Below are 26,433 nucleotides of genomic sequence, written 5' to 3' on the forward strand. Positions count from 1 at the left end.
GAGGCGGGTCCTGGAAAATGGGGATTCGCCTCTTTTAGAATGGTATCATCTATCATAAAGCAGCATAACAGCTTTCGAATATCTCTACTTGATCTAAAAGTGGTTTTCGGACATACAGTGAATATGGTAAGATAGAAAAAGCAGATGAGGGGGGGATGAAAAATGAGTGAGACGACCACAATGTGGACCAGACAGGTACCAAAGGTTTGGGAAGAACTTCAAAGAACTGGCAGTTATCATGTGAAAAAAGAATACATACAGATGAAGAATGGAGATATGGCCGATTTTTATCTCAAGCTTTATGAGTGGTATACAAAAGAAGCAAGGAAACATATTCGCATCCCTTCTGAATTGGAATATCCGATCTGGCTGTGCTTAGAGGAAGAGAATATGCTGCAGCCAGTGGAGAATACGGTGATTTTAAAGGTAGAGATTCCGAAGGAGCAATATGTCATTTGTAATATGGATAATTGGGGCTACCGTGTGAATTATTGGTATGTGCCGCTTGACCCAGAGGATGATAAGCGGCATAAGCAGGAGCTGAAGAAATATGGAATTGCCTGTGAGGATGATCTGACGCTGACAAGTAAAGGGAATTTTTATCCCCTCCTGCGCAGAAAAATATTGGACAGTTGGGAGAGAGTATTCACGATTCCTCCCGCAAAGCCCCAGGATGCCGTAGCCACAGCATGGGAGCTGCGCAGGGAATGGGTCAGGGAGGTACACTGTTATGATGGAAAATAATAGAATACCCGGCATATGCCATGAAGAAAACGCAGACAGGGACAGAGAAAAAGAGGATGCAGCAGGATTCATGAAAATGTGGACAGCACAGACGGACCAGGTCTTGGAAACCCTGGAGAGAGATGGAATCTATTTTGTAAAAAAGGAATACATCACACAAAAATACGGAAACACAGCCTGGATTTTCCAAGAGGCGTACCGTTTCTTTACGGAAAGAGCAAAACACATTGTTCCCCAGCCAGAGGAGGCACAGTCTCCGGTCTGGATGTTCGGGGATAAAAAATGGGCAGCACCTGTTGGCGGAGGATATCGGATGGAGCTTAGGATTCCGAGAGAAGAGCTCATACTATTCGACCGGCGCCTTTGGTCAAAGATATTGAATTTATCTTATATCGGAACAAAGGAACAGGAAAAAGAGTTCCAACAAAAGCTGCATCGGATGGGCATTGCAGACTCGATCGAGGTCTTTCTAAAGCCCTATTATCCGCTGTTAAAGGCAGAGGTCTTGAAAAGCTGGGAAAGGCTGTTTACAGAAGCGTGCCCTGAGCTGGAGTATGTACAGGGCGCAGCGTGGATGATAAAAAAAGAGTGGATAGTGTAGGCGGTATTTAAAAATAGGGAACCTCAGGATGTATCCGCCTGAGGTTCCCTTTCTTTTATGAATCAAAGGAATTCGTCAATTTTTGAATCGTATCATACATAATAGATAAACACTTTTTGAAATCGGATTCTGTAACTGTATAGAAATCATCCCCGGGATATCTAGCATCAAAGTAGAAGTCAGTTAAAAAGGCAAGGCCTATGGTATCCAGATTCAATTCCGGTTTCATCTCATTTAGCTTAGATGCGATTCTTTTCATATTGTGTTTTCTTAATAAATCAGAGACATCCTCGTCTGTAAAAAGTTTGTCTAAATATCCTTTTAAATATTTTTCTGTTACCTGCTGACATTGTACAGCAAGCTGATTATAATAAGCATTTCCTGTTTTAAGTACCGTTTCCAAATATTCCAGGTCATTTTTAGCGATATCCAGATAGGTGTTTTTGATCATTTTACTACCTCCAAAATCAATTTTTTATCACGATTCAAAACATTTTTGAACACTGAATCAGGCTGCACGGAGTGTTCGTTCATATAAACGATATCAGTGCTTACCCCCTCTTTGGGCTCGTCCAGAGTCCAACGGATATTGGCTGCCAGTTCACGATCCTTAATTTGTTGATCTGTTAGAATTAGAAGATCTATATCACTGGTACTGCGCACTTCTCCACGTGCACAGCTTCCGAAGAGGTATATTTTTTTTAAGCCTGGAATTTGGGCATTTACCAAGAAATCAATGTCCTGTTCTATTTTGGCTTGAAACCTTCTTGGCAGAGAGGAATAGTTTTCTTTGTATATGACGATATGATTGTCCATGCATAAATCCTCCTTTTGGGCAGTGTTTTCTACTATATTTACATTGATACCTACAAAGATTCTTTTGTTATACCAGCCAATTCTCTTGGGCATTACCTCGGATTGTATCTAATAGCTAACATTGTTAGCTATTAGATAACATTGTAACTGTTGGATATAAGTAAGGTCAATCTTTTATAGATAATTTCTTAAATAAACTCAATAGACGTCCATTGAATAGACATTATACACTGGATGCTTTAAAATATATATCAGAAATGATTCCATGGACAAGAGGAAAGGAGTATCAAGCGATGTATAAATTGAGTACCTTATGTTATATAGAAAGGGACAACCAGTATCTGATGCTGCACAGAACGGTGAAGAAGAATGATGTGAATAAGGATAAATGGATCGGTGTGGGCGGTCATTTTGAGGCGCAGGAAAGCCCGGAGGAATGTCTGCTTCGGGAAGTGTGGGAGGAGACGGGGTATACACTAACTTCATACCGCTACCGTGGAATTGTAACATTTATCTATGGGGAAGATGTGACGGAATACATGTCTTTATATACGGCAGATGGGTTTACAGGAGATCCGATTCCCTGCGACGAAGGGGAGTTGGAATGGGTAGATAAAGAGGCGGTCCTGGGGTTAAATCTGTGGGAAGGGGACAAGATTTTTTTCCGCCTTCTGGATGAAGAACGGGAATTCTTTTCTTTAAAGCTGGTCTATGACAAGACGGATACCTTGCAGTATGCGGCTCTTGATGGAAAGCCGTTGGAATTATTCGATATCTTGAATCCTGACGGAAGCAAGACCGGGATTGTCAAGGAGCGCGGCGTTGCGCACAGGGAAGGCAGTCTGCATGGTACTTCACATATCTGGCTGGTGCGTGAGAATGAAAAAAGTGGTTATGATGTCCTGCTCCAGAAGCGCAGTGCGGTGAAGGATTCTTATGCTGGGTATTATGATATTTCTTCTGCGGGACATGTGGCAGCAGGAGATGATTATCTAGAGTCTGCTTTACGTGAATTAAAGGAAGAGCTGGGAATCCAGGCAGCAGCAGATGAGCTGCATTACGTAGGAAAACGCCAGGCGGAGTTGGAAGAAGTGTTTTACGGCAGATTATTCAAGGATTCAGAACTCTGCACAATCTATGTGTATCGTGAGCCGATTGAGATTTCTGAAATGCAGCTTCAGCCGGAAGAGGTGGAGGAAGTCCTCTGGATGGATTACAAAGAATGTATGCAGGGAATCCAAAATCGGACATTAAAGCACTGTATATATGTAGAGGAATTTGAAATGCTGGGAGAATATCTGGGAATCAGCATAAAATCAGATTCGGATTCAATTTTCTAACCTGGTCCTGCAGTGCGGGATCGAGCTCTTTGTTAGTGATGATATAATCGTAATCCCAGAATTCTGTAAACTTTACCAGGCTGTTTCCAGTAAATTTTGTATGATCGGCCAGCAGAAAGGATTGATCACTCTGCGCGCAGAGCGTGCGCTTTAGCTCTGCGTCCAGCTCCTCGGAGGTAGTCATTCCAAAGTCTGTAGAGCAGAACATGGTCCCGATGAAGCTTTTGTTGACGTGATAGCGACGCAGAAATTCTACGGTTGAGATGTCAAGCGTCCCACCGATCTGCTCCCGATATGTTCCGGGGGCCACTACCAGTTTTAATTTCCTGTTCGTGCCGAGCTGGAGAATCGCGGTCATGGAGTTCGTGATCAAGGTAGCATGGACATCCGGGAAGTACTTCGTGATCTGGACAGAGGTTGTGCCGGAGTCCAGAAATATGGTATCCCCTTCTTTGATAAAGCTGGCGGCAGTTCTTCCGATTGCCTGCTTATAACGCAGCATTTTCTCAATTCGGGCAGGGAAATCAGGAATTTTGTTTCTATCCTTACACAGATGCGCACCGCCATAGTGGGTCTCGAGAATTCCTTGCCGTGCAAAGAGGTGGAGGTCTCTGCGTATGGTCATCGGTGAGACGGAAAATTCCTGTGCGAGCGCATTGACAGAAACTTCACCTTGCTCTTCTAATTTCTGTAAGATAAGTTGACGACGATTGATGCCGTCAAGTGTATCTGATGTTTGATTTCGTTCATTTTGATGATTCATAGCACAAAAACCCCCTTTTAATCGCTTGAATAAAACATAATAAAACATTAAAAAATGTTCTCCTATGTGCTATTATATACGTGAGAAAACAAGAATGCAAGATAAGAGGTGCAGATGGTTATGACAAAATACGATGTTGTGGTTTTTGATGTCGATGGCACTTTGATTGATACTCAGGAAACGATCCTGCTGTCATTACAGCATATGCTGCTTCGAATGACCGGACATTTATATCATTTTAAGGAGTTGTATTTTGCGCTTGGAATACCAGGAGATAAAGCACTTGAAGAGCTCCAGATAGAAGACCAGGAAAAGGCGATGAAGATGTGGCTTACCTACAATGACAGGTATGAATTTCTGCAGAAGCCATTTGAAGGAATCAGTGAAATGATTGATTGGCTGGAAAGTCAGGGGATTCGTCAGGGAATCGTAACTTCAAGGACCCGGGAGGAATTCAAAAAAAGTATAGCAAACTATGCATTTATCAAGAAGTTCGAGACGGTGATCTGTGCGGATGATACGACAAAACATAAACCAGAGCCGGAACCTATGCTGGCATTGCTGGATAAAATGCAGATAGAGCCATCCAGGGTCCTGTATGTAGGAGATTCTCTCTATGATATGGAATGCGCCAGAAAAGCTGGTGTAGACAGTGCTCTGGCGGTGTGGGGAGCACACTTTCCTGAAAATATAAGGGCGGATTATAAATTAGAAAAAATTGGTGATTTAAAATCTCTTTTTATTTAGAAAATATGGTTGACTATTTTTTAACAAGCGACTATTATAAGATTAGGTGTTAAATTATCTGAAAAAAGGAGATGTCTAAAATGGGTATTTTTGACGGAAAAGTCGCAATTATCACAGGTGGCGGAAAAGCCAAATCAATTGGGTACGGAATCGCAACAGCTTATGCAAAGGAAGGTGCGAACCTGGTCCTGACAGGAAGAAATATGCAGAAGCTGGAGGATGCAAAGGAAGAGCTTGAGCGTCTCTATGGAATCAAAGTCCTGGCTTTACAGGCAGATGTGAATCCTGATGATGAGTCAGAGGAAGCAGTGAATAATGTTGTGAAAAAGACGATCGAGGAATTCGGAAGAATCGATGTTCTGATCAACAACGCACAGGCTTCTGCATCAGGTATCCCACTTTCCATGCAGACCAAGGATCACTTTGATCTTGGTATTTATTCAGGACTTTATGCAGCCTTCTATTATATGAGAGCATGCTATCCATATTTGAAAGAGACACAGGGAAGTGTCATCAACTTTGCATCCGGCGCAGGCCTTTTTGGGAATGCCGGACAGTGCTCCTATGCAGCAGCGAAAGAAGGAATCCGCGGCCTTTCACGTGTTGCAGCCACAGAGTGGGGCAAGGACAATATCAATGTCAATGTCGTATGCCCGCTTGCTATGACAGCACAGCTTGAGAACTTCAAAGAGTCTTATCCAGAGGCCTATGAGAAGAACTTAAGAGCAGTTCCAATGGGTCGTTTTGGAGATCCAGAGTATGATATTGGACGAGTTTGTGTACATCTTGGATCACCTGATTTCAAATATATGTCAGGAGAGACGATCACACTCGAAGGCGGTATGGGACTTCGCCCATAACAGGAATTGCATTTGGCCTTAAGGTGAATTGCGAATATCCGTGTTGAATAAAAAAGTGTTGCAAATACTGTGCTTTTGTGTTTATACTAAGGATAGACTGAAAACACAGACTTCATTGGAATTGAAACGTTCTATGTGACTGGCGGAAAGGTGGAGTATACCACAGGGGAGCATAGAATGGAATGCCGACCGTCTGGGCAGCTCGATATTCGGGCTGCCCTTTTTGTGTGCAAAATGTTTTCCTGTTTGCGGCATGATTTAAAAAGGACATCCAAATGATCGAGCGGTAACGTAAATCTGAGATTGAAACGGAGGAAATGTCATGGAACAGAAAAACTTTGAGCAATGGAACGGTTTTACAGCAGGGGATTGGCAGAAGGAGATCAATGTGAGGGATTTTATCCTGAAAAATGTGACTCCCTATGAAGGGACAGATGAATTTCTGGAGACGAAGACAGAACGTACAAAAAGGCTGATGGACCGTTTGAACAGTCTTTTGAAGCTGGAGCAGGATTTTGGAGGAGTGTTGGATATTGACACTCAGTCGGTATCATCCCTGACTGCATACCAGCCGGGATATTTAGATAGGGAAGAAGAATTGATTGTCGGGCTTCAGACAAACCGTCCACTCAAACGGGGAGTGAATCCGTTTGGCGGGATTAATATGGCGAGAAAGGCATGTAAGGCGTATGGATATGAACTTTCTGATAAGATCGAACAGGAATTCCAGTACAGGACCACACACAATGACGGCGTATTCCGTGTTTATACGGAAGAAATGAGGAAAGTCAGACATGCAGGCATCTTGACAGGACTGCCGGATGCATACGGAAGAGGGCGTATCATTGGAGATTACCGGCGGGTGGCACTGTACGGAGTGGATCTTCTGATAGAGGAGAAGCAAAGAGATAAGAGGGAAATTGGAGAGGGCGATTTTGATGTGGATTCCATTCGTTTGTCCGAGGAATTATACCAGCAGATCAATTTCCTGCATAAGATGAAAGAGATGGCACAGATGTACGGCTATGATATTTCTGCACCGGCAGCGAACGCACGGGAGGCAGTCCAGTGGACCTATTTTGCATATCTGGCTTCTATTAAGGAGCAGAATGGGGCCGCAATGTCACTGGGGAGAACGAGTACCTTTCTGGATATTTATATTCAGAGGGATATTCAGGCAGGAGTGTTGGATGAAATTCATGCACAGGAATTAATCGATGATTTTGTGATGAAGCTGCGTATGGCAAGGCATCTTCGGACTCCAGAGTATAATGAATTGTTCGGCGGAGATCCGATGTGGATCACAGAATCTATTGGTGGTATGGATGAGCAGGGGCGTACACTTGTAACCAAGAACAGCTTCCGTTTTCTGAATACACTGTACAATCTGGGACCTGCACCGGAGCCGAATCTGACGGTTCTTTGGTCAGAGCAACTTCCCCAGGGATTCAAGGATTTCTGTGCCAAGGTCTCCATTGACACGGATGCTCTCCAGTATGAGAATGATGATCTGATGAGACCGATTTATGGAGATGATTATGGAATCGCTTGCTGCGTGTCTGCGATGAAGATTGGAAAGCAGATGCAGTTCTTCGGGGCAAGGTGTAATCTGCCGAAGCTATTACTCCTTGCACTCAATGGAGGATATGACACCTATTCTAAGACTTGGGCGGGGCCGGAAATGTCCGTATATGAGGGCGATATTTTGGATTATGACACGGTTCTTGAACGTTTGGAAAAATACAGAGAGTGGGTGTGCAGACTGTATATCAATACATTGAATGTGATTCACTATATGCATGATAAATATGCCTATGAAAAAACGCAGATGGCTCTTCATGATACCGAGGTGGAACGTTTTATGGCATGCGGCGTTGCGGGACTTTCTGTTCTGACGGATTCTTTAAGTGCTATTAAATATGCACAGGTAAAGCCCATCCGGGATGAGAACGGATACATTGTAGACTTTGAGACGCAGGGAGAATTCCCGACCTATGGGAATGATGATGACAGGGCGGATGAGATCGCAAAGCAGATTTTAGCGGATATGTCTGCGGAGCTAAAGAAGACGAAGACGTATCGCGGCGCAGTACATACCCTGTCTGTCCTGACCATTACATCGAATGTCATGTATGGCAAGAAGACAGGCGCGACACCGGATGGACGTAAAGCGAAGGAACCGTTTGCACCAGGAGCTAATCCAATGCATAATCGGGAGAAGAACGGTGCGCTGGCATCCTTGAATTCCGTGGCAAAGCTTTCCTATGAGGATTGCAGGGATGGAATTTCCAATACGTTTTCTATCACCCCGGACACACTGGGCAGGACAGAAAAGGAACGCCAGGAGAATCTGGTACAGATTTTGGATGGATATTTCAAACAGCTTGCCCATCATATCAATGTCAATGTGCTCAACCGGGAGATGCTGGTGGAAGCCTATGAGAATCCATCTAAGTATCCAAACCTGACAATCCGCGTTTCCGGGTATGCGGTGAACTTCCATAAGCTTTCGAAAGAACAGCAAAGAGAGGTCATCATGCGCACCTTCCACGAAGCAATTTAAATTTGCTTTAAGGCTGATTCTCTGTTTTTGTGTGCTGTTGTTTTTTGTGTGCATAGAGAGTATAATGATGGAAACTATGGTGGTGATACTCAGATTTAGGGAAGGAGACTTAAATATGGCATATGCAGTTGTTTACAGCAGTCGTACGGGGAATACAGAGAAGCTGGCGGAGCATATCCGTTATACATTAGGGGAAGAAAAGTGCATTTATTTCGGAGGCGTGCCAGAGGAAGTGCCGGAGGCAGAGGTGATATTTGCCGGCTTTTGGACGGACAAGGGAATCTGCAGTGAGGAGATGGCAGAGTTTCTGGAGAAACTAGAGGGCAGAACAATTTTTTTGTTCGGGACGGCAGGTTTTGGCGGGGCGAAGGAATATTTTGACCAGATTCTCAACCGTGTGTCTGCATTTCTGTCTGAAAGCTGTACCATCCAAGGGACCTTCATGTGCCAGGGAAGCATGCCTGACAGCGTGAGACAGAGATATGAAGCGATGCAGGAGAAGACTCCGAATGACCCGAAGATCAAGGCGATGCTTAAGAATTTTGACCAGGCATTAGGGCATCCTGATGAGGCAGATCTCAAGGCATTGGAAGGAGAAATATACAGGGTATGGACGGCTTAGACCAGGTAACACATGAATTTGAACCAGTATTTGACCAGAACTCAAAGGTCCTGATATTGGGCACCTTCCCCTCCGTGAAGTCCAGGGAGAACCAGTTCTATTACGGACATCCGCAGAACCGTTTCTGGAAAGTCATAGCAAGGCTTACGAAGGAGCAGGTACCGATTACGATCGAAGAAAAAAAGGCGCTGCTTTTGCGGCATGGGATTGCTATCTGGGATGTCATCTCGAGCTGTGAGATAAAGGGCTCCAGTGACAGCAGCATACGCAATGTCGTTCCGGCAGATCTGAACCGAATACTGGACCACTGCGATATCCGCCGCATCTATGCGAACGGAGGGACAGCAAAGAAGCTGTATGAGAGATATAGTAAAGGGAAGACCGGCAGAGAGATCATTGGTCTTCCCTCCACAAGCCCCGCGAATGCCGCGTACTCCATCGACCGTTTGATGGAGAGCTGGGGAGAAATCGGGGAATTTATCAAAGGGGTCTGACCCTTTTGCTGATCCTATTCAGAATATTCAGGCTCTTTCTTTTTACCAATTCTTAACTGAAGTCTGACAATGTGTTGATAGAGGTATGTTACTTCCAATGTTAACATATATTAGTAAAGGACTGTATTTTAGGATGTTCAGGGATGAATATAAGTAGAGAGAAGTTTGTCTGATGAAAAAAGAGAGTAATAAGTTAAAGGAAAACCTGATCAACAGTGATTTTAGTGTGAAGGGTGAATGTGCGATCAGCCTGATTCTGACGAAGCTGGATATCATTAATATTGAATTATCTATGTTGATGGACCGCAGTGTGATACAATTGAAGACAGGCAGGATGAAGTCTTATGAGAGCACGTGCAAAAAGTTAAAGAAAAAAGGTCTGGAAAAGAATTTTTCTAATGCATTGGAGAAAATCAATGATTTGATCGGTGTCAGGGCCATCTGCTCATATGTGGATGATATCTACCGGATTGCGGAGATTCTGTCCGAACAGAAGGATGTAAAGGTCATCAAGGTGAAGGATTATATTAAAAATCCAAAGGATTCCGGCTATCGGAGCCTTCATATGATTCTGGAGATTCCAATTGCATTTCAGGGAGGTACGCAGTGGATGAAGACCGAATTGCAGCTTCGCACTGCAGGGATGGACTACTGGGCCAATCTGGATCATCAGCTTCGATATAAAAGAGGACGTAAAGAAGCAGAGGTGATTGATGCCGAACTGAGAGAATGCGCTGATATGGTCGGAGATCTTGATACAAAAATGTTGGAAATCCGCAGAAAAATTGATAAAATATAAGAAACTACATGAGAGGAGCTTTAGGAATGGTTGAGACAGGGGTTATACATGGAAGATTTCAGATCTTTCATTTGAAGCATATGGAGTACTTATTAGCTGCAAAAATGAGGTGCAAAAAGCTCTATATCGGAATCACGCATTCTGATATTGTTGCATTTGCAGCGACGTCTGATTTAGATGAGCACGGCACTACAAAGAGGGATAATCCACTCACATATTTTGAACGTTTTGAGATGATTCAGGGAGCGCTGGCAGACTTTGGGGTGACAAGAGAAGAATATGAGATTCTTCCGTTTCCAATAAGCCAGCCCGACTTGATTCCACAGTATATTCCGAGGGATGCCGTCCATTATATGAGCATAACAAGCGAGTGGGATGAGGAACGCCTCCAGATATTGGAGAGACTGGGGCTTACGACGGAGGTCCTTTGGCGGAGAGAGCCACAGGAAAAAGGAATCACCGGGACAGAGGTACGCAAACTGATCGCCGAGGACAAGGACTGGAAGCAATATGTACCGAAGACGGTCAGCGAATATATTACAGAGCATGAGATAGAAAAACGCATCCGCAGCCTGAATTATCTATATGAATAAAAAATCCCCATACATAGGGAAAGTTATTTTCTCTATGTATGGCAGATGTTATAGTTCTTTTTTTCTTAGTAGAATAATCTAAAAAGTTACATTTTCAATAATTCTAACAATTTCCCTAACACATTATTTGTTCTTAAAATTTATTTAACCTTACCAAGGAAGTAGCGAAACAGATTCCAAATATTCGCTTTGGCTCATATAACATTTCATATCATGTGGACAAATCGAACCATATATCTTTATAATTCTATAATTTTCCCAATTCATGATATGTGAAAAAAGGTAAAGAATCGCTCGAAATAATGCATGTTAAAAATAAGAAAACAATGATATATTTAAACAAAGAAAAGGAGGCGAAAGCAAATGAAAAAGAAAACGAAACAGGCATTATCAATTGGAATGATGGCTATTCTGACAATTGGATTGGTGTCAGGATGTGGTTCTGGCAAAAAAGAAAAGGTGGCGGAAGAGAAGAAGGAGGATAAGAAAAAAATTGTCGTCTGGGGACCAATTCCTGAGGAAAATGGACCACAGGATGTCTGCGACCACTTCATGGAGGAACACCCCGACATTGAGGTAGAATATGTACGTTATGTAAATGATGACCAAGGAAATGTAAAATTGGATACTGCCTTGATGTCTGGAGAACAGATTGATGTGTATTTTACCCAGTTCGAAGATTATTATGTAAAACGTATTGAAGCAGGCATGGCTGAGGCATTGGACCCACTTCTCGAAAAGGACGGATTTGATATTCAGGAGGCATATGGTGATGGTGTATGGCAGTACGAAGGAAAGACATACGGGTTACCGACCAATTATGACCATCAGTTTGTGTGGATTAATGAGAAGATGTTCCAGGAGGCAGGAATTGAGATCCCAACTTCCTGGACATGGGATGAATATGCGGAGATTACGAAGAAACTGACTAAGGACGCTGATGGAGTAAAGATATATGGAGGCTTTATGAAATGGCAGGATGTAGGCAGACTGATGGGAAGAGGACAAGTTCTTGGCGCGGACAGTTTTTATAAGAGCGACACGGAAAGTAATTTTGATGACCCAGTCTATCAACAGACATTGGAACTTTTTGACCGCATGATGCTTCAGGACGGTTCCCATATGAATTTTGTAGAGGCTACAAATTCAAAATTAGAGCCATATGGTGAATTCTTATCTGGAAAGGTAGCTACTTGTATCAGCGCTCCTTGGATTACAAGATATATCAATGATCAGGAGAAATATCCTCATGATTTCAAAACAGTTGCCGCACCTCTTCCTATTACAGAGGGAAGTGAACATAATTATGGATGGCCGGGACTTACAGGTGTGATTATGATGAATCCGGCGACTGCGCAGAAAGAAGCAGCATATGATTTTATCAAATATTATGGGACAGAAGGTCAGAAATATATGTGTCGTGCAGGAAAAATCCCTTCCTGGACCGGAATTGATCCTGAGGTGGCTCTGAATGAGATGCTAGGAGAAAACGCGGAAGAGTTGTTTGACGTAGACTCTTTTAAAAATGTGATCTTTGATGAGAAGATAGAACGTTATTATAATACTAAATTTAACAAACTGCCAGAATTAGAGCGTATCTGGAAGGAAGAGGTAGAGCGCTTCGTGACAGGTGAGCAGGATCAAGAGTCCACTCTCGCAAATGCAAAGGAGAGAGGCGACCAAGAACTGAAATAACCGGGGCTGTGGCGCAATAAATATTGTTTAGCTGGAGGCAGATATGAATAGAAATAAGAAAAATGTACTGAAAGGGCTGCTATTTATTGCGCCGAACTACATAGGATTTTTTATTTTCACCCTGGTACCAATGGTGACAGCGATTGTTATCTCATTTACAAAATGGAAAATGGGTGACATGGAATTTATAGGGCTGAAAAATTATTTAGAATTATTGAGCAGCCGTTCATTTTATAAATCATTTTTAAATACGGTCCTATTTGTATTGGGGACAGTGCCAGTTACGATCGTATTAGGACTTGGAATTGCATATTTCGTAGACAGGTATGCATATGGAAAAAGTCTGATCAGGACAATTATGTTCCTGCCGTATACGGCAAATATCGTAGCAATATGTTATGTCTGGATGATGCTCTTTCAGCCAACTTATGGCCCGGTGAACCAGTTGATTCTTAAATTTGTAAAGACAGCACCTGGATGGCTGACTTCATCAGAATGGGCACTGATCTGTATCATGGCCCTGCAGGTTTGGATGTATGCTGGATACTGCATGGTGATATACCTGGCTGCTTTAAAACAGGTTCCCTCAGATTTAATGGAGGCTGCGGCAATCGATGGCGCTTCCCGGTATAAACAGTTTGTACATATTATTCTGCCGTCGTTGTCCCCGACTACATTTTTTATATTAATTACAATGCTGATTAACTCACTGAAAATATTTGCGCCAATGAATATCATGACAGACGGGGGTCCGGGGGATTCTACGAGTGTACTGGTATTCCAGTCATACATAACGGCATTTCGGTATAACGATATGGGAACAGCATCCGCAATTTCCACAATTCTGTTCCTGATTATTCTTGGAATTACATTATACCAGTGGAAAGGGCAGAATAAATGGGTGAACTATTAGGGGGAAAAAGAAATGATGGAACAGAATAGAAAAGTTAAAAAAATAATCGTAACAGTATTATCCTTTCTCATCTGCGCAATCGTCTTTTTCCCGATTGTTTATATGATATCGAATTCCTTTAAGGTAGAGCTGGATATTTTTAAGTCCCCGTTCCATATCATACCGGAAAAATTCGTAAATAACTATAACAGTGTCTGGAACGGTGCGTATGACTTTGTGAGGTTCTACCTGAATTCACTAAAGGTCACTGCAATTAGTGTATGCGGGCTGGTGATAACAAGCCTGTTGGCTGCATATGGCTTTTCTAAGATTAAGTATAAGGGGCGGGATATCTTGTTTTTAGTCTATATGGCAACCCTGATGATTCCGACGCAGCTGACTATGATTCCAAGATTCATGATATACAAAGAGCTCGGGATATATAATACACATTGGGCACTGATCCTTCCAGGCATGACGACGGCTTTTGGGACATTTTTGTTAAGACAGTTCATGATTTCTATACCATATGAAATGAATGAAGCAGCGAAGATTGATGGCGCAGGTGAACTTAGAATCCTCTTCCAGATACTTCTGCCGCTGCTCAAACCAGGGATTATCACGCTTGTGCTGATTTCGATTGTCTGGAGCTGGAATGATTACGAAAATGCGATGCTTTTTCTGACAGACAAAAATCTATTTACGATTCCTCTGGGGCTGATCAGCTTCATGGATGAAACCGGAAAACAATACTCGCTAATTATGGCGGCCGCTGTCTCAGCAGCCTTGCCACCTATGATTTTGTTTTTATTCGGACAGCGATACTTTGTAGAAGGACTGGCGAAGGGAGCCGTTAAAGGTTAACCTCATCAAGAAAGCAGTCAAGCGGATTCAAAATCGCCATTTTGACTAGCATAGGATGAGAGACTGAAAGCAAAATGAGGAAAATACTGTACAAATTATAAAGGTTGGAGGACCAAAATGATTGATTGGATTAAACAAAGATATGAGGTAGTTGTCGTAGGCGGCGGTACTGGAGGAGTAGGAGCAGCTCTTGCTGCTGCCAGGCACGGGGCTAAGACCGCACTGATTCAGGATCGTCCTGTTTTGGGAGGCAATAACAGCTCGGAAGTGAGGATGCATATATCCGGAGCAGATCAGCATGCTTTCCGTAAAAATGCGAGAGAGACAGGGATTGTGGAAGAAATTGCCCTGAAAAATCGGAAATATAACGAACAGAATTCTTTCTGTGTCTCAGACACTATTTATTGGGAAATGATGCAGGAGGAAGAAAATATTACATTATACTTGAATACTTCTATGATCGATGTAGAAGTCTCAGATGGTAACAGGATTGAAAAAATCTATGCAGTACAGCTTCCCACGGAAAAAAGATTTGAAATCGAGGGGGATATTTTCGTGGATGCTACAGGAGATGGGACACTGGCATATATATCCGGTGCACAATACATGAGAGGAAGAGAAGCAAAGTCAGATTTTGGCGAGGAACACGCTCTGACAAAGGCGGATGGTTATACAATGGGGAATACCATCATGTTCACAACAATCGATATGGGACGTAAGATTGAGTTCCATAAACCTTCCTGGGCGTATACTTATTCGGAGGAAGACCTGATCTATAGAAAACATATGGATGGGGAGGCAATCTGGCGGGCAAAGGCTGGAACTGATTCCGGGTATTGGTGGATTGAACTAGGTGGGCTGGATCGGGATATAATAGCAGATGGAGAAGAAATCAGGGATCATCTGCTGAAAGTCCTTTATGGTGTTTGGGACCACATGAAAAATGGGGGAGATCACCATGTGGATAATCTGGCATTGGACTGGATTGGGTTTGTGCCAGGAAAGAGGGAATCCCGGCGTATTGTCGGTGATTATATCCTTAGAGAAGAAGATCTGATGGAAAATCACCTGTTTGATGATGCGGTCGCATATGGTGGCTGGACGCTGGATCAGCATACGATAGGGGGGATGGACAATCTGACTGACGAACCGGCCCATCTGTTAACGCCTCCAAAGCCGTACCAGATTCCATATAGGTGTTATTACTCCAAAAACATAGAGAATCTGATGATGGCAGGAAGAAATATCAGTTGTACTCATCTTGCCATGTCCTCTACGAGGGTTATGGCGACCTGTATGGCAGGCGGTCAGGCAGTCGGGACAGCGGCAGCGTTCGCTGTGAAAAACCATTTCACTCCAAGGGAGACGGGACAGAAACTGATCCATACAATTCAACAGGAGCTGTTAAAAGACGACTGTTATATTCCAGAACTGAAAAATGAGGATGAACGGGATCTGGCAAGATATGCAGCTGTTACAAGCAGCGGTTATGCCGAGGGCTGCGAGCCGGAAAATGTAATAAATGGTGTCCATCGGTCTGTGGAAGAAAATACCAATATGTGGAAAACAAATGGTCTGGAAAATGATGTACAATGGATATGCCTAGATTTTGGCAGGACAATTGAAGTGAAAGAAGTCATTTTAAGGTTTGACAGTGACCTTTCTTCCGAAATATTTGTATCAATTAATAAAAAGCAGTTAGAGGATCAGGAGACAGGAGTACCGACCTGTCTTGTAAAAGATTATAGACTGGAATTCTTATGTGCGGATCAGATTGTATATCAGATAAGAGAAACAGATAATTATCTGAGACACCGGATACATAAACTTCAAGATTCCATAGTATGTGACCGGATCAAACTTCTGATACAAAACACAAACGGACAGCCAGAAGCGGGTGTGTTTGAAATTAGAGTTTACTAGGTTATAAAGTGGGGCGGTCAGCAGAAGGGAATGAATGGACACGTCCTGGGGAGAGTTTGCCTGAATTTTTCAGGCAGACTCTTTGTCGTACAGAGGAGGGGGGAGAAGCAAGTGAAAAAAAGAAAATTTCAAATTAAGACGATATTGATACTTTTCTGTGTCTTAATCCTACTGGTTCCAGTATTAGGGCTGGTGTTTGGGGTGAAAATCAGTTATTCACATCTTGCAAATCAAAAAATTAATGAAATATTGGACAGTAAAATCAGACAGAACGATACTGCTGTCCAAAACGTGATGTCTAAGATGGCAGTCGTATCGGGGAGTATTGCAATTAATCCAGAAGTAGTACAGTATTTAAGGAGTGAGTCTGACCGCACAGGCCTGTTATGCTCGGATGCACTGGAACAGGTGGAACTTTTGCTGGCAAATAGCTTTGACCTTCCTATGAATATTATGGTATTCGGCGAGGGGAAAATGCTCAAGACCTGGATAGGTAAGGCAGACTCATTTGACTTTGAACAACAGATGACAGATGTATTAAATTGGTATGAAGAACAAAATAAATCTATTTTCTGGTTCAAAAATGAAGAGGGGATTTTTGACTTTTATACAAAAAGCGGAAAGAAATATCTGAATTTGCTCAGAAAGGTAGAATTAAAGGGAACTCCGGGGACATTCTGGATCATTGCAAGCGTGGATTCAGAGGAATTAAGCAGACTGTTGTTTGGAAGTAGACAGGAAACTGCAGAACTATATACATTACAGGATGAAAACGGCCAGATGATAATGAATTTGTATCCAGATGCAGGCAGGATAACAGAAGAAGAGAGTAAGAAGTATGTCACGCGGCTGGAAGATAAAATATATTACCATGCTGAAGCCGGGTTTAGCAGCTATGGCACAAAGATGAAGAGTAGTATGGTGATGGATTCAAAAAAACTGATGGTGGACCTGAACCAATTGAACATTATTTTTCATTGTGGAGTTGGGGCCATACTTATTGTATTTTTAGCCGCATTACTACTGTTTACACGTTATTTGACAAGACCAATAAGTACTTTGCTGAAAGCAATGGAGAGAACAAAGGATACACAGGAATATCTTCCGGTGAATGAAAGTACGAATATTGCTGAAATTAGTGTTTTATACTATTGGTATAATGTGATGGTAGAATCAATTAATGATTATATCAATAAAATCAAATATCAGGAGCAGGAAAAAAGAAGATTGCATTTTCAAATGCTGCAGATGCAGATTAATCCACATTTCCTATTTAATTCGTTAAATTCAATTAAATGGGTCTGCTATATGAATCAGGATGAGAAGGCGGGAGACCTGATTGCTGCATTGGGAAGGATGTATGAAATATCTATGAATAAAGGTTCCCTTCATCTCAGTCTCCGGGAGGAAAAAGAATTTATTGAGAGCTATGTACGTTTGATGGAAAACAGGTATGATATTTCTGTAGATTTTTCATTTTCACTAACCAGTGGATTGGAAAACATACAGTTATTAAAATTTATCTTACAGCCCGTGGTAGAAAATATATTTCTTCATGGTTTCCAGGGAATATCAGGAAATAAGGAAATAAGAATCAGTACAGAGATTATGAAGGATAAGCTTCACATATGGATAAAGGACAATGGTACAGGGATTTGTCCTGAACAGATGTGCAAACTGCAGGAGGAAATGAAAAAAACAGACCGTGAGGTAACAAAAGTAGGAATTATCAATGTGAATCATAGAATAAGGATTCATTATGGTGAGGAATATGGTTTGTGGATCTCAAATCGTGAGGATATCGGTCAGGGAACAGAAGTGTTGTTGATTCTGCCAGTCAGGCATGGAGGAGAGTGTGTATGATCCGACTTTTAATTGTGGATGATGAAGCTGGGTTCAGGAATGCTTTTGCAAAACTGATCCATTGGAAGCAATACGGTTACGAATTGGTAGGAACTGCAGAAAATGGAGAAAAAGCCATAGAAATGATTGAGAAATACGAATGTGATGTTGTATTTACGGACATTGAAATGCCAGGAATAGATGGCATCGAATTTATGGATTACCTGCATAAAAATTATCCTGAAATCATCATTATTGTCCTGAGCTGCTATAACGAATTCGAATATGCGAGGGCAGCCTTGCAAAAAGGAGCAAAAGACTATATTACAAAACTATCTATCACCCCTACAAATATTGGTGAACTACTGGAAAAAATAAAAAAATTACTAGAAGAAAATCCACCGGTAAAATTTAAAACGGAATATGATTTGAATAAATTTTTGAATAGAACACTTGCTAAAAATAAGAATCTTACAGGATATAAAGAACTGCAAGTCCTTCCGGCGCCGATTCGTGAAGTATTAGAAAAAGTTTACAGCGAACGGAAATTTGAATTAACGCTAAATGAAGCAGCAGAAATTGCACATGTGAATCCTCAGTATTTCAGTGCACTTTTTAAAAAGAATATCAATATGAACTTTGTGCGCTATATGGCAGAATTAAAGATTGGATTTGCAGAAGAGCTGTTGATCAATACAAACATGAAAATATATGAAATAGGATTGGTGATAGGAATTGATAATGAGGCATATTTCAGTCGCTTTTTTAAGAAATATACAGGAATGTCCCCTAATTCATATAAACAAAACAGGGAATGAACCGCCAGGTCCATTCCCTGTTTTACTAAGGAAGCAGGAACGCATACATCAGCACGAAGTGACATGCGCTTCCCCCCATAACAAACAGATGGAAGATCTCATGACTCCCGAAGTTCTTATGCTTACTGTCGAATATCGGCACTTTCAGTGCGTAGATGATTCCCCCGATCGTATAAATAATCCCTCCTGCAAGCAGCCAGAGGAATGCCGGCCTGGACATATTATTCAAGATCTGTGTAAAGGCCAGCACGCAGGTCCATCCCATTCCGATATAAAGTACTGAGGATACCCATTTCGGACAGAATACCCAGAATGCCTTAATCAAGATTCCAATCACTGCAATGCCCCATACAAGTCCAAGCATAATGTATCCGGTCGGCTGATTCAATACGAGGAGGCAGATTGGTGTATAGCTTCCAGCAATTAAAACAAAAATCATCATATGATCGATTTTTTTGAGGATGGTATTTACCTTTTCTGTTAAATCGAATGTATGATAAGTGGTACTTGCTGCGTACAATAAAATCAGGCTTACTGCGTAGATTGCAAGTGAGATTACGTAAATCCTGCTTGGCTCATGTGCAGCCTTTATTAATAGTGGAATCGCTGCAAATATGGCCATCAGCATTCCGATGAAGTGTGTGATTGCGCTTCCGGGATCTTTGAGTAAGTGTTTTTTGTTCATAATAATGCCTCCTAGAAAATGAAAACGTTGCATGTAGTTTTGAAAACTACATTAAGTATATGCATATATTACAACTAATATTACGAAAATGCAAGAGCTTAGCTCAAAAAACTTAAACAACAACTTTTGCAATGTATGCAACAACTCTGCCAATTGGAATTTTTCGGAGAAGATTTATAATGAATTTAACAAGTAAAACAGATACAAAAAGCCGCCAAAATAGGAAGAAGTAATGCGGCTGCAGTGTGAAAGAAACTGAATAATCTGGTACAAGAAAAGGAGAATGGTATTATGGAAATGACATTAAGATGGTATGGTTCAAAATTCGACACAGTAACTTTAAAGCAGATCAGACAGATCCCAGGGGTAACAGGCGTTATCACTACTTTATATGATACAGTACCAGGCGAGGTCTGGAGCAGAGAAAGAATCCGTGCGATGAAGGACGAGGTCGCAGCAGCAGGACTTCACATTGCAGGAATCGAGAGTGTGAATATCCATGATGCTATCAAGACTGGCGCAGCAGACAGAGATAAATATATCGACAATTATATCGAAACTTTGGAAAACCTCGGAGAGGAAGATATCCACCTGGTATGTTACAACTTCATGCCTGTATTCGACTGGACACGTACAGAGCTGGCACGTGTAAGACCAGACGGATCAACAGTACTTGCTTATACACAGGAAGCAGTTGATGCATTGGATCCAGAGAAGATGTTCGATTCTATTGCAGGCGACATGAATGGAACTATCATGCCTGGCTGGGAGCCGGAACGTATGGCTCATGTAAAAGACCTGTTCGCAATGTACAAAGATATTGATGATGAAAAATTATTCGAGAACCTCAAATATTTCCTGGAGCGCATCATGCCTGTATGTGACAAATACGACATCAACATGGCAATCCACCCGGATGATCCGGCATGGAGCGTATTTGGACTTCCACGTATCATCATTAATAAAGCAAACATCCTTCGTATGATGCAGATGGTGGACAACCCGCACAATGGTGTGACATTCTGCTCTGGTTCTTATGGAACAAACCTGGAGAACGATCTGCCGGATATGATCCGTTCCCTGAAAGGCAGAATCCACTTTGCCCATGTTCGTAACTTAAAGTTTAACAGTCCGACAGACTTCGAGGAGGCAGCACATCTGTCATCTGATGGAACATTTGATATGTATGAGATTATGAAAGCCCTGTATGAAATTGGATTTACAGGACCAATCAGACCAGACCACGGACGCATGATCTGGGATGAAGTAGCAATGCCTGGATACGGTCTGTATGACAGAGCACTGGGAGCAACCTACCTGAATGGTTTATGGGAAGCAATTGAGAAAGGAGCAAGATAGTTATGAGATTAAATGAAAAAGGTCTTGAGAACAAAGCACAGTGGGAGGAAGCTGGATTCCATCTTCCGCAGTTTGACCGTGAGGCTGTAAAGGCAGTTACAAAGGAAAATCCATTCTGGATTCACTTCGGAGCAGGCAACATTTTCAAAGCGTTCCAGGCAAATGTGGTACAGAACATGTTAAATGCAGGTGATCTGGACAGAGGTCTGGTTGTAGCAGAAGGCTTTGACTATGAAATCATTGAGAAAATGAACCGTCCTCATGACGATTACTCTATCCTTGTGACCCTGAAAGCCGATGGAAATGTGGAGAAGACAGTTGTTGGAAGCGTTGTAGAATCCTGCATCCTGGATTCTGAGAACGCTGCAGAGTTCGGACGCCTGAGAGAAATCTTCAAAAAAGATTCCCTGCAGATGGCTACTTTTACGATCACAGAGAAGGGATACAGCCTTGTGAATGGGAAGGGAGAGCTTCTTCCTGCCGTTGCAGCAGACTTCGAGAACGGACCAGAAAAACCAGCAAGTTATATTGGAAAAGTGGCTTCTTTATTATACACACGTTTTCAGAATGGTGAGAAGCCGATCGCGATGGTAAGTACAGATAACTGCTCACATAATGGGGATAAGTTATATGCTGCAGTGAATGCATTTGCAGAAAAATGGGTGGAAAATTCTCTGGTAGAAAAGGGATTCCTGGATTATATCAACACAAAGGAAAAAGTTTCCTTCCCATGGACGATGATTGATAAGATTACCCCGCGCCCGGATTCTTCTGTGGAAGAAATCCTGAGAAAGGACGGATTGGAGGAGTTGGAGCCAGTCATTACCTCCAAGAATACCTATGTTGCACCATTCGTAAATGCAGAGGAATGTGAATATCTTGTCATTGAGGATTCCTTCCCGAACGGACGCCCACAGTTGGAAAAAGGCGGCCTCATGTTCACAGAGCGTGAGACAGTAGATAAAGTAGAGAAGATGAAGGTATGTACCTGTCTGAATCCGCTTCATACAGCGCTTGCCGTATTTGGATGCGTACTTGGTTATGATCTGATTTCAAAAGAGATGAAGGATGAATCCTTAAAGAAACTGGTAGAGGGAATCGGATATACAGAAGGACTTCCAGTCGTTGTCAATCCAGGTGTCTTAGATCCGAAGGAATTTATCGATACTGTACTAAATGTACGTATCCCGAATCCATTTATGCCGGACACCCCGCAGAGAATTGCAACGGATACATCTCAGAAGCTTGCAATTCGCTATGGCGAGACAATCAAGGCTTACAAAGCATCCTCAGAACTCAATGTGGAGGACTTGAAGCTGATTCCGCTCGTATTTGCTGGATGGCTGCGTTATCTGATGGCTGTAGATGACAATGGAAATGCTTTCGAGTTGAGCCCAGACCCGCTTCTGGATACAGTATGCCCATATGTGGCTGGCTTCAAGCTGGGAGAAGAGGCTGATGTAGAAGCTGCTCTGAAACCTGTACTGGAAAATGAGAAAATCTTCGGAGTCAATTTGTGTGAAATTGGGATGGCAGAGAAGGTCTGCACATATTTCCGTGAGATGATCAAAGGAACAGGCGCAGTACGTACTGTTTTAGAAAAATACGTAGGATAAGAATCCAATTGCCATGATAGATTAAGGCTGTCACTTTTTGTGGCAGCTTTATTCACAGAGAAGTCAGGATATGTGGATAACTCGCATGAAAATGCGGCTGCAGGAGGGATAAAATGAAGAAAACGGAATTTGACCTGTTGGCATTGGGGGAAATCCTGTTAAGGCTTTCACCGCCGGATAATGAACGGATCATGCGCGGGGACGTGTTTCAAAAGCAGGTCGGCGGCGCAGAATTGAATGTTGTTTCTGGAGTATCTCTGTTGGGATTAAGATCTGGAATCATTTCCAGGATACCGGATTCCAGTATTGGGACCTATGCAAAGAATAAGATACGTTTCAGCGGAGTCAGTGATGATTATCTTGTATATGACAGCGGCAGAGATGCACGTCTGGGCGTATACTACTATGAAAACGGAGCTTATCCAAGGAAGCCGGGAATTGTATATGACAGACAGCATTCTTCCATGACACGAGTATCGGCAGATGAATTCACGGAAGAAATTTACAGCGCGTCACGTTGTTTCCATACATCAGGAATCACATTAGCACTGAGTGAATCGTGCAGACAGACGGGAATCGAGATGATCAAGCGTTTTAAAGAACAGGGAACTTGCATCTCTTTTGATGTGAATTTCCGGGGAAATCTGTGGACAGGGGAAGAAGCGAGAGAATGTATCGAGGGAATCCTTCCTTATGTGGATATCTTTTTCTGTTCCGAGGACACTGCGAGGCTTACCTTTGGAAAAGAGGGGAATGTTAAAGATATCATGAAGAGCTTTGCCAAGGACTATCCTCTTTCCGTGATCGCCTCTACCCAGAGAACCGTGCACAGCCCGAAGGTACACAGCTTTACATCTGTTATTTATGATGTAAAGGAAGATTGTTATTATGAAGAAAAGCCCTATCAGAATATAGAAGTGGTGGATCGTATAGGCAGCGGCGATGCTTATGTTTCGGGTGTGTTGTATGGACTGCTTTCAGAGGATGGGGACTGCAAAAAGGCGTTAAAATACGGCAATGCAAGCAGTGCTGTGAAAAATACCATTCCCGGAGATATGCCTTCACTGACCCGGTCAGAGATACAGGATATCATAGCAGATCATGAAAATACGGGATACCACAGTGAGATGAAAAGGTAAGTCAGAGAGTACGAAAAAAGATGCGAAAAAGCGAAGAAAAGTGAAGATAAGGAGAACGGATATGAAAAAATTTTTAGACGATGATTTTCTGTTGACAACAAAAACAGCGCAAAAGTTATATCATGAATTTGCAGAGGTGATGCCGGTATTGGATTATCACTGCCATATCAGCCCGCAGGAAATCTATGAGGACAGAAAATTTGAGAATATTACTCAGGCATGGCTCGGTGCCGATCATTATAAGTGGCGTCAGATGCGTTCCAACGGCGTAGAGGAGAGATTCATTACCGGAGATGCCACAGACCGTGAGAAGTTCCAGAAGTGGGCAGAGACATTGGAGATGGCAATCGGTAATCCATTATATCACTGGAGCCATTTGGAGCTGAAAAAGTATTTTGGTTATACCGGGTACTTAAATAGTGAGACCGCAGAGGAGGTTTGGAACCTCTGCAACGAAAAACTGGCACAGGATGATATGACGGCCCGCAATCTGATCAGACAATCTAATGTGACATTGATCTGTACGACAGATGATCCGGCAGACTCCTTAGAATGGCATCAGAAGATCGCAGCAGATGAAAGCTTCGATGTCCAGGTACTCCCGGCATGGCGCCCGGATAAGGGGATGAACCTGGAAAAGGCAGATTACATGGAGTATCTGAAAAAATTAGGTGAAGTGAGCGGTGTAGAGATCAACAGCTTTGCGTCACTCAAAGAAGCGTTGAAGAAACGTATCGATTTCTTTGCAGAAAATGGCTGCTGCATTTCTGATCATAGTCTGGAATATGTGATGTATCTTCCGGCATCCGACGAAGAAATCGAGGCGATTTTTGCGAAGAGATTATCAGGACAGTGCGTGGACCGTCAGGAGGAATTGAAGTTCAAGACTGCATTCATGACATCCATGGGCAGAGAATATCATAAGAAAAACTGGGTAATGCAGATTCATTATGGCGTAAAGCGTGACAACAACCAGAAGATTTTCGGACAGATCGGGCCGGATGCAGGAATCGACTGTATCAATAACTATGCTCCATCGGCAGAAATGGCAGATTACCTGAATGCACTGGCAAAAACGGATGAACTTCCGAAAACAATACTGTACTCTCTGAACCCATCCGATAACGCATCCATCGGAACCATTATCGGATGTTTCCAGGATTCCAGCGCGGTGGGAAAAATCCAGCAGGGAAGTGCATGGTGGTTCAATGATAATAAGACAGGTATGATCGAGCAGATGATCTCACTTGCGAATCTGGGATTGCTGGGCAACTTTATCGGCATGCTGACAGATTCCAGAAGCTTCTTATCTTATACAAGACATGAATACTTTAGACGAATCCTCTGTGAACTGATCGGAGGATGGGTGGAAAACGGAGAATACCCTGAGGATTACAAGGCTCTTGAGAAGATTATCAAAGGAATCTCCTATGAGAATGCAGTGCGTTATTTTGGATTTGATCTGTAGAAGAAAAAAAACAAAAGGCCGTCTGCCGGATAAATTAATATCCGGCGGGCGGCCTTTTCTGAGTATCGAGTGTGATCATATCCTGGCAGTCCTTGGGAGAGATGCCATATTCTTTCTTAAATGCTCTGTAGAAGCTGGAATAATCACCGAATCCGAACATCTGATAGGCCTGGGTGATATTCTCCCCGCCCTGTATGGCTTCCCGGCAGGCGCTCAAGCGTTTCTTGGTGATATACTGGTGGATGGAAAGTCCCAGATTATCCTTAAACACATGCGCGATATGATATTTGCTGACATAGAACTCCCCGGCCAGGACATCCAGAGAGAGATTTTCATCCAGATGATCCTCAATATATTGGATGACATTTTGATAAAGTGATTCTGCTACATGTGGATTCTGGGGGTTATTCCGCTCATATACGAGACGGTTCAGATGCAGGATCAAATCATCTACACAGAGGGTGATCTTGGGGGCCCGCCCGAACTTATCAGAACGCTGTTCATCAATTAGTCGTAAAATGCGGGATTGAATTGAGTTAAAGGTAATGCGGTCATTATGGAAGATATAATCGTTCCTGATCTGGACATATTGCTGGAGGTACACAAAATCCGGGGAGATATCCAATAGATGATTGCAATATTCCTGGCTGATCCAGAAGACAAATCTGCGATATGGAATATCCATATCCTCAACGACAGCCCTATGATGGACATGGGGAGGAATGAGGATGAGATCGCCATACTGCAGGGGATACTGTTTTTCCTGTATCTGAATCTTTACATTTCCTTCCAGAAAAAAGTAAAATTCATAATAATTGTGGGCATGCATTTCAACATGCGGAGGAAGATTCCTGTCGTTATAGTAATAAATCTCGAAATCCTGGGAAAGCATGTACTGTCTTGTGCTGAATTTGGTCTGGAGATTTTTTTTCATACATAACTCCTTTCTGCTTACTATGTATGTTAGCAGAAAAGCGCAAGATTTACAATATCATACATCTCCGGGAATCCCGGGCTTCTTTCTGTTGTAACGCAGCGACCAGCCTCGTGACATCCTGCTGGGTCAATGCACATAGCTTTTTGTCGAACTCATCGATGTCCTCAGTGTGTGATTCCAGGTAACGCAGTTGTTCGAACCATTCAAACTTCATATCCGGCACTCCTTTCTTTCAGTTATGATTTACTTTTCA

The 26,433-nt window shown here is 42.6% G+C and carries 26 protein-coding genes and 1 riboswitch; of the genes, 20 read left to right on the plus strand and 6 right to left on the minus strand.

The window, feature by feature from the left end; all coding sequences use genetic code 11:
- Nucleotides 1-162 precede the first annotated feature (162 nt).
- Together HGO97_RS01520 and HGO97_RS01525 are read left to right on the plus strand one after the other, a co-directional pair.
- Nucleotides 163-744, plus strand: coding sequence for a DUF3841 domain-containing protein (locus HGO97_RS01520; protein WP_216238711.1), 582 nt, complete (start codon nucleotides 163-165; stop codon nucleotides 742-744).
- On the plus strand, nucleotides 731-1,345 hold the full coding sequence (locus HGO97_RS01525) for a DUF3841 domain-containing protein (RefSeq protein WP_216238719.1): 615 nt from the start codon (nucleotides 731-733) through the stop codon (nucleotides 1,343-1,345). The genes HGO97_RS01520 and HGO97_RS01525 overlap by 14 nt, the downstream gene beginning before the upstream one ends.
- A 55-nt stretch (nucleotides 1,346-1,400) precedes the next feature.
- Here the strand turns inward: HGO97_RS01525 and HGO97_RS01530 are convergent, their stop codons facing one another.
- The gene (locus HGO97_RS01530; RefSeq protein ID WP_216238721.1) at nucleotides 1,401-1,796 is read right to left on the minus strand and encodes a HEPN domain-containing protein; all 396 of its coding nucleotides are present in this window, start codon (nucleotides 1,794-1,796) and stop codon (nucleotides 1,401-1,403) included.
- Nucleotides 1,793-2,161 carry a nucleotidyltransferase domain-containing protein gene (locus HGO97_RS01535; protein ID WP_216238723.1) on the minus strand — a complete coding sequence of 123 codons (369 nt, stop codon included), beginning with the start codon at nucleotides 2,159-2,161 and terminating at the stop codon, nucleotides 1,793-1,795. Before HGO97_RS01535 ends, HGO97_RS01530 begins: the two co-directional genes overlap by 4 nt.
- Before the next feature lie 293 nt (nucleotides 2,162-2,454).
- Between HGO97_RS01535 and HGO97_RS01540 the strand changes: the two genes are divergently transcribed.
- The gene (locus HGO97_RS01540) at nucleotides 2,455-3,501 is read left to right on the plus strand and encodes an NUDIX domain-containing protein (protein WP_216238725.1); all 1,047 of its coding nucleotides are present in this window, start codon (nucleotides 2,455-2,457) and stop codon (nucleotides 3,499-3,501) included.
- Here HGO97_RS01540 and HGO97_RS01545 read toward each other — a convergent pair.
- Entirely contained in the window at nucleotides 3,467-4,264 is a 798-nt protein-coding gene (locus HGO97_RS01545; RefSeq protein ID WP_216238726.1) for a DeoR/GlpR family DNA-binding transcription regulator, read from the minus strand. The genes HGO97_RS01540 and HGO97_RS01545 overlap by 35 nt on opposite strands.
- 120 nt (nucleotides 4,265-4,384) lie before the next feature.
- Here HGO97_RS01545 and HGO97_RS01550 point away from each other — a divergent pair, with 120 nt between their 5' ends.
- The 13 genes from HGO97_RS01550 (at nucleotide 4,385) to HGO97_RS01610 (ending at nucleotide 18,976) form a co-directional block, all read left to right on the plus strand.
- A complete protein-coding gene (locus HGO97_RS01550; protein WP_216238728.1) occupies nucleotides 4,385-5,011 on the plus strand; it encodes an HAD family hydrolase in 627 nt (208 codons plus the stop codon).
- An 80-nt stretch (nucleotides 5,012-5,091) separates the two neighbouring features.
- Complete coding sequence (locus HGO97_RS01555; RefSeq protein ID WP_216238730.1) at nucleotides 5,092-5,871, plus strand: SDR family NAD(P)-dependent oxidoreductase; 780 nt, start codon at nucleotides 5,092-5,094, stop codon at nucleotides 5,869-5,871.
- A gap of 125 nt (nucleotides 5,872-5,996) precedes the next feature.
- A riboswitch (ZMP/ZTP riboswitch) is annotated at nucleotides 5,997-6,077 on the plus strand.
- 116 nt (nucleotides 6,078-6,193) lie between these two features.
- Nucleotides 6,194-8,434, plus strand: coding sequence for a formate C-acetyltransferase (pflB, locus tag HGO97_RS01560; protein WP_216238732.1), 2,241 nt, complete (start codon nucleotides 6,194-6,196; stop codon nucleotides 8,432-8,434).
- Nucleotides 8,435-8,549: 115 nt separating this feature from the next.
- Nucleotides 8,550-9,056 carry a flavodoxin family protein BilS gene (bilS, locus tag HGO97_RS01565; RefSeq protein WP_216238734.1) on the plus strand — a complete coding sequence of 169 codons (507 nt, stop codon included), beginning with the start codon at nucleotides 8,550-8,552 and terminating at the stop codon, nucleotides 9,054-9,056.
- A complete protein-coding gene (locus HGO97_RS01570) occupies nucleotides 9,044-9,550 on the plus strand; it encodes a DNA-deoxyinosine glycosylase (protein ID WP_216238742.1) in 507 nt (168 codons plus the stop codon). Before bilS ends, HGO97_RS01570 begins: the two co-directional genes overlap by 13 nt.
- Nucleotides 9,551-9,722: 172 nt before the next feature.
- Entirely contained in the window at nucleotides 9,723-10,349 is a 627-nt protein-coding gene (locus tag HGO97_RS01575) for a GTP pyrophosphokinase (RefSeq protein WP_216238743.1), read from the plus strand.
- A gap of 26 nt (nucleotides 10,350-10,375) precedes the next feature.
- Nucleotides 10,376-10,942 carry a nucleotidyl transferase family protein gene (locus HGO97_RS01580; protein ID WP_168866781.1) on the plus strand — a complete coding sequence of 189 codons (567 nt, stop codon included), beginning with the start codon at nucleotides 10,376-10,378 and terminating at the stop codon, nucleotides 10,940-10,942.
- 363 nt (nucleotides 10,943-11,305) lie between these two features.
- Nucleotides 11,306-12,637, plus strand: a complete 1,332-nt coding sequence (locus HGO97_RS01585) for an ABC transporter substrate-binding protein (RefSeq protein WP_216238745.1) — start codon at nucleotides 11,306-11,308, stop codon at nucleotides 12,635-12,637.
- A 43-nt stretch (nucleotides 12,638-12,680) separates the two neighbouring features.
- Complete coding sequence (locus tag HGO97_RS01590; RefSeq protein WP_216238748.1) at nucleotides 12,681-13,550, plus strand: carbohydrate ABC transporter permease; 870 nt, start codon at nucleotides 12,681-12,683, stop codon at nucleotides 13,548-13,550.
- Nucleotides 13,551-13,562: 12 nt separating this feature from the next.
- Complete coding sequence (locus HGO97_RS01595; protein WP_246597251.1) at nucleotides 13,563-14,393, plus strand: carbohydrate ABC transporter permease; 831 nt, start codon at nucleotides 13,563-13,565, stop codon at nucleotides 14,391-14,393.
- Between the two features lie 117 nt (nucleotides 14,394-14,510).
- On the plus strand, nucleotides 14,511-16,316 hold the full coding sequence (locus HGO97_RS01600; RefSeq protein ID WP_216238750.1) for an FAD-dependent oxidoreductase: 1,806 nt from the start codon (nucleotides 14,511-14,513) through the stop codon (nucleotides 16,314-16,316).
- Between the two features lie 111 nt (nucleotides 16,317-16,427).
- On the plus strand, nucleotides 16,428-18,179 hold the full coding sequence (locus HGO97_RS24120) for a sensor histidine kinase (RefSeq protein WP_216238752.1): 1,752 nt from the start codon (nucleotides 16,428-16,430) through the stop codon (nucleotides 18,177-18,179).
- Nucleotides 18,176-18,976: a response regulator transcription factor gene (locus HGO97_RS01610; protein WP_216238759.1), complete on the plus strand. Its 801-nt coding sequence runs from the start codon at nucleotides 18,176-18,178 to the stop codon at nucleotides 18,974-18,976. The genes HGO97_RS24120 and HGO97_RS01610 overlap by 4 nt, the downstream gene beginning before the upstream one ends.
- 25 nt (nucleotides 18,977-19,001) lie before the next feature.
- On the opposite strand, the gene trhA is transcribed toward HGO97_RS01610, so the two are convergent.
- On the minus strand, nucleotides 19,002-19,661 hold the full coding sequence (trhA, locus tag HGO97_RS01615; protein ID WP_216238761.1) for a PAQR family membrane homeostasis protein TrhA: 660 nt from the start codon (nucleotides 19,659-19,661) through the stop codon (nucleotides 19,002-19,004).
- Between the two features lie 291 nt (nucleotides 19,662-19,952).
- Here trhA and uxuA point away from each other — a divergent pair, with 291 nt between their 5' ends.
- From uxuA to uxaC, 4 genes are all read left to right on the plus strand, one after another.
- Nucleotides 19,953-21,020 (plus strand): mannonate dehydratase, encoded by a 1,068-nt coding sequence (gene uxuA, locus HGO97_RS01620; protein ID WP_216238763.1) that lies wholly within the window; start codon nucleotides 19,953-19,955, stop codon nucleotides 21,018-21,020.
- Nucleotides 21,021-21,022: 2 nt separating this feature from the next.
- On the plus strand, nucleotides 21,023-22,636 hold the full coding sequence (locus HGO97_RS01625) for a mannitol dehydrogenase family protein (protein ID WP_216238765.1): 1,614 nt from the start codon (nucleotides 21,023-21,025) through the stop codon (nucleotides 22,634-22,636).
- Between the two features lie 113 nt (nucleotides 22,637-22,749).
- Nucleotides 22,750-23,775 carry a sugar kinase gene (locus tag HGO97_RS01630; RefSeq protein ID WP_216238767.1) on the plus strand — a complete coding sequence of 342 codons (1,026 nt, stop codon included), beginning with the start codon at nucleotides 22,750-22,752 and terminating at the stop codon, nucleotides 23,773-23,775.
- 61 nt (nucleotides 23,776-23,836) lie between these two features.
- Nucleotides 23,837-25,243 (plus strand): glucuronate isomerase, encoded by a 1,407-nt coding sequence (gene uxaC / locus HGO97_RS01635; protein WP_216238769.1) that lies wholly within the window; start codon nucleotides 23,837-23,839, stop codon nucleotides 25,241-25,243.
- 34 nt (nucleotides 25,244-25,277) lie between these two features.
- Here uxaC and HGO97_RS01640 read toward each other — a convergent pair whose 3' ends face one another.
- Both HGO97_RS01640 and HGO97_RS01645 read right to left on the minus strand, forming a co-directional pair.
- Nucleotides 25,278-26,177, minus strand: a complete 900-nt coding sequence (locus tag HGO97_RS01640) for an AraC family transcriptional regulator (RefSeq protein WP_216238770.1) — start codon at nucleotides 26,175-26,177, stop codon at nucleotides 25,278-25,280.
- 49 nt (nucleotides 26,178-26,226) lie between these two features.
- The gene (locus HGO97_RS01645; protein ID WP_216238772.1) at nucleotides 26,227-26,394 is read right to left on the minus strand and encodes a hypothetical protein; all 168 of its coding nucleotides are present in this window, start codon (nucleotides 26,392-26,394) and stop codon (nucleotides 26,227-26,229) included.
- Between the last annotated feature and the right edge of the window lie 39 nt (nucleotides 26,395-26,433).

The organism is Faecalicatena faecalis, from assembly GCF_012524165.2.
GTDB lineage: Bacteria > Bacillota > Clostridia > Lachnospirales > Lachnospiraceae > Faecalicatena_A > Faecalicatena_A faecalis.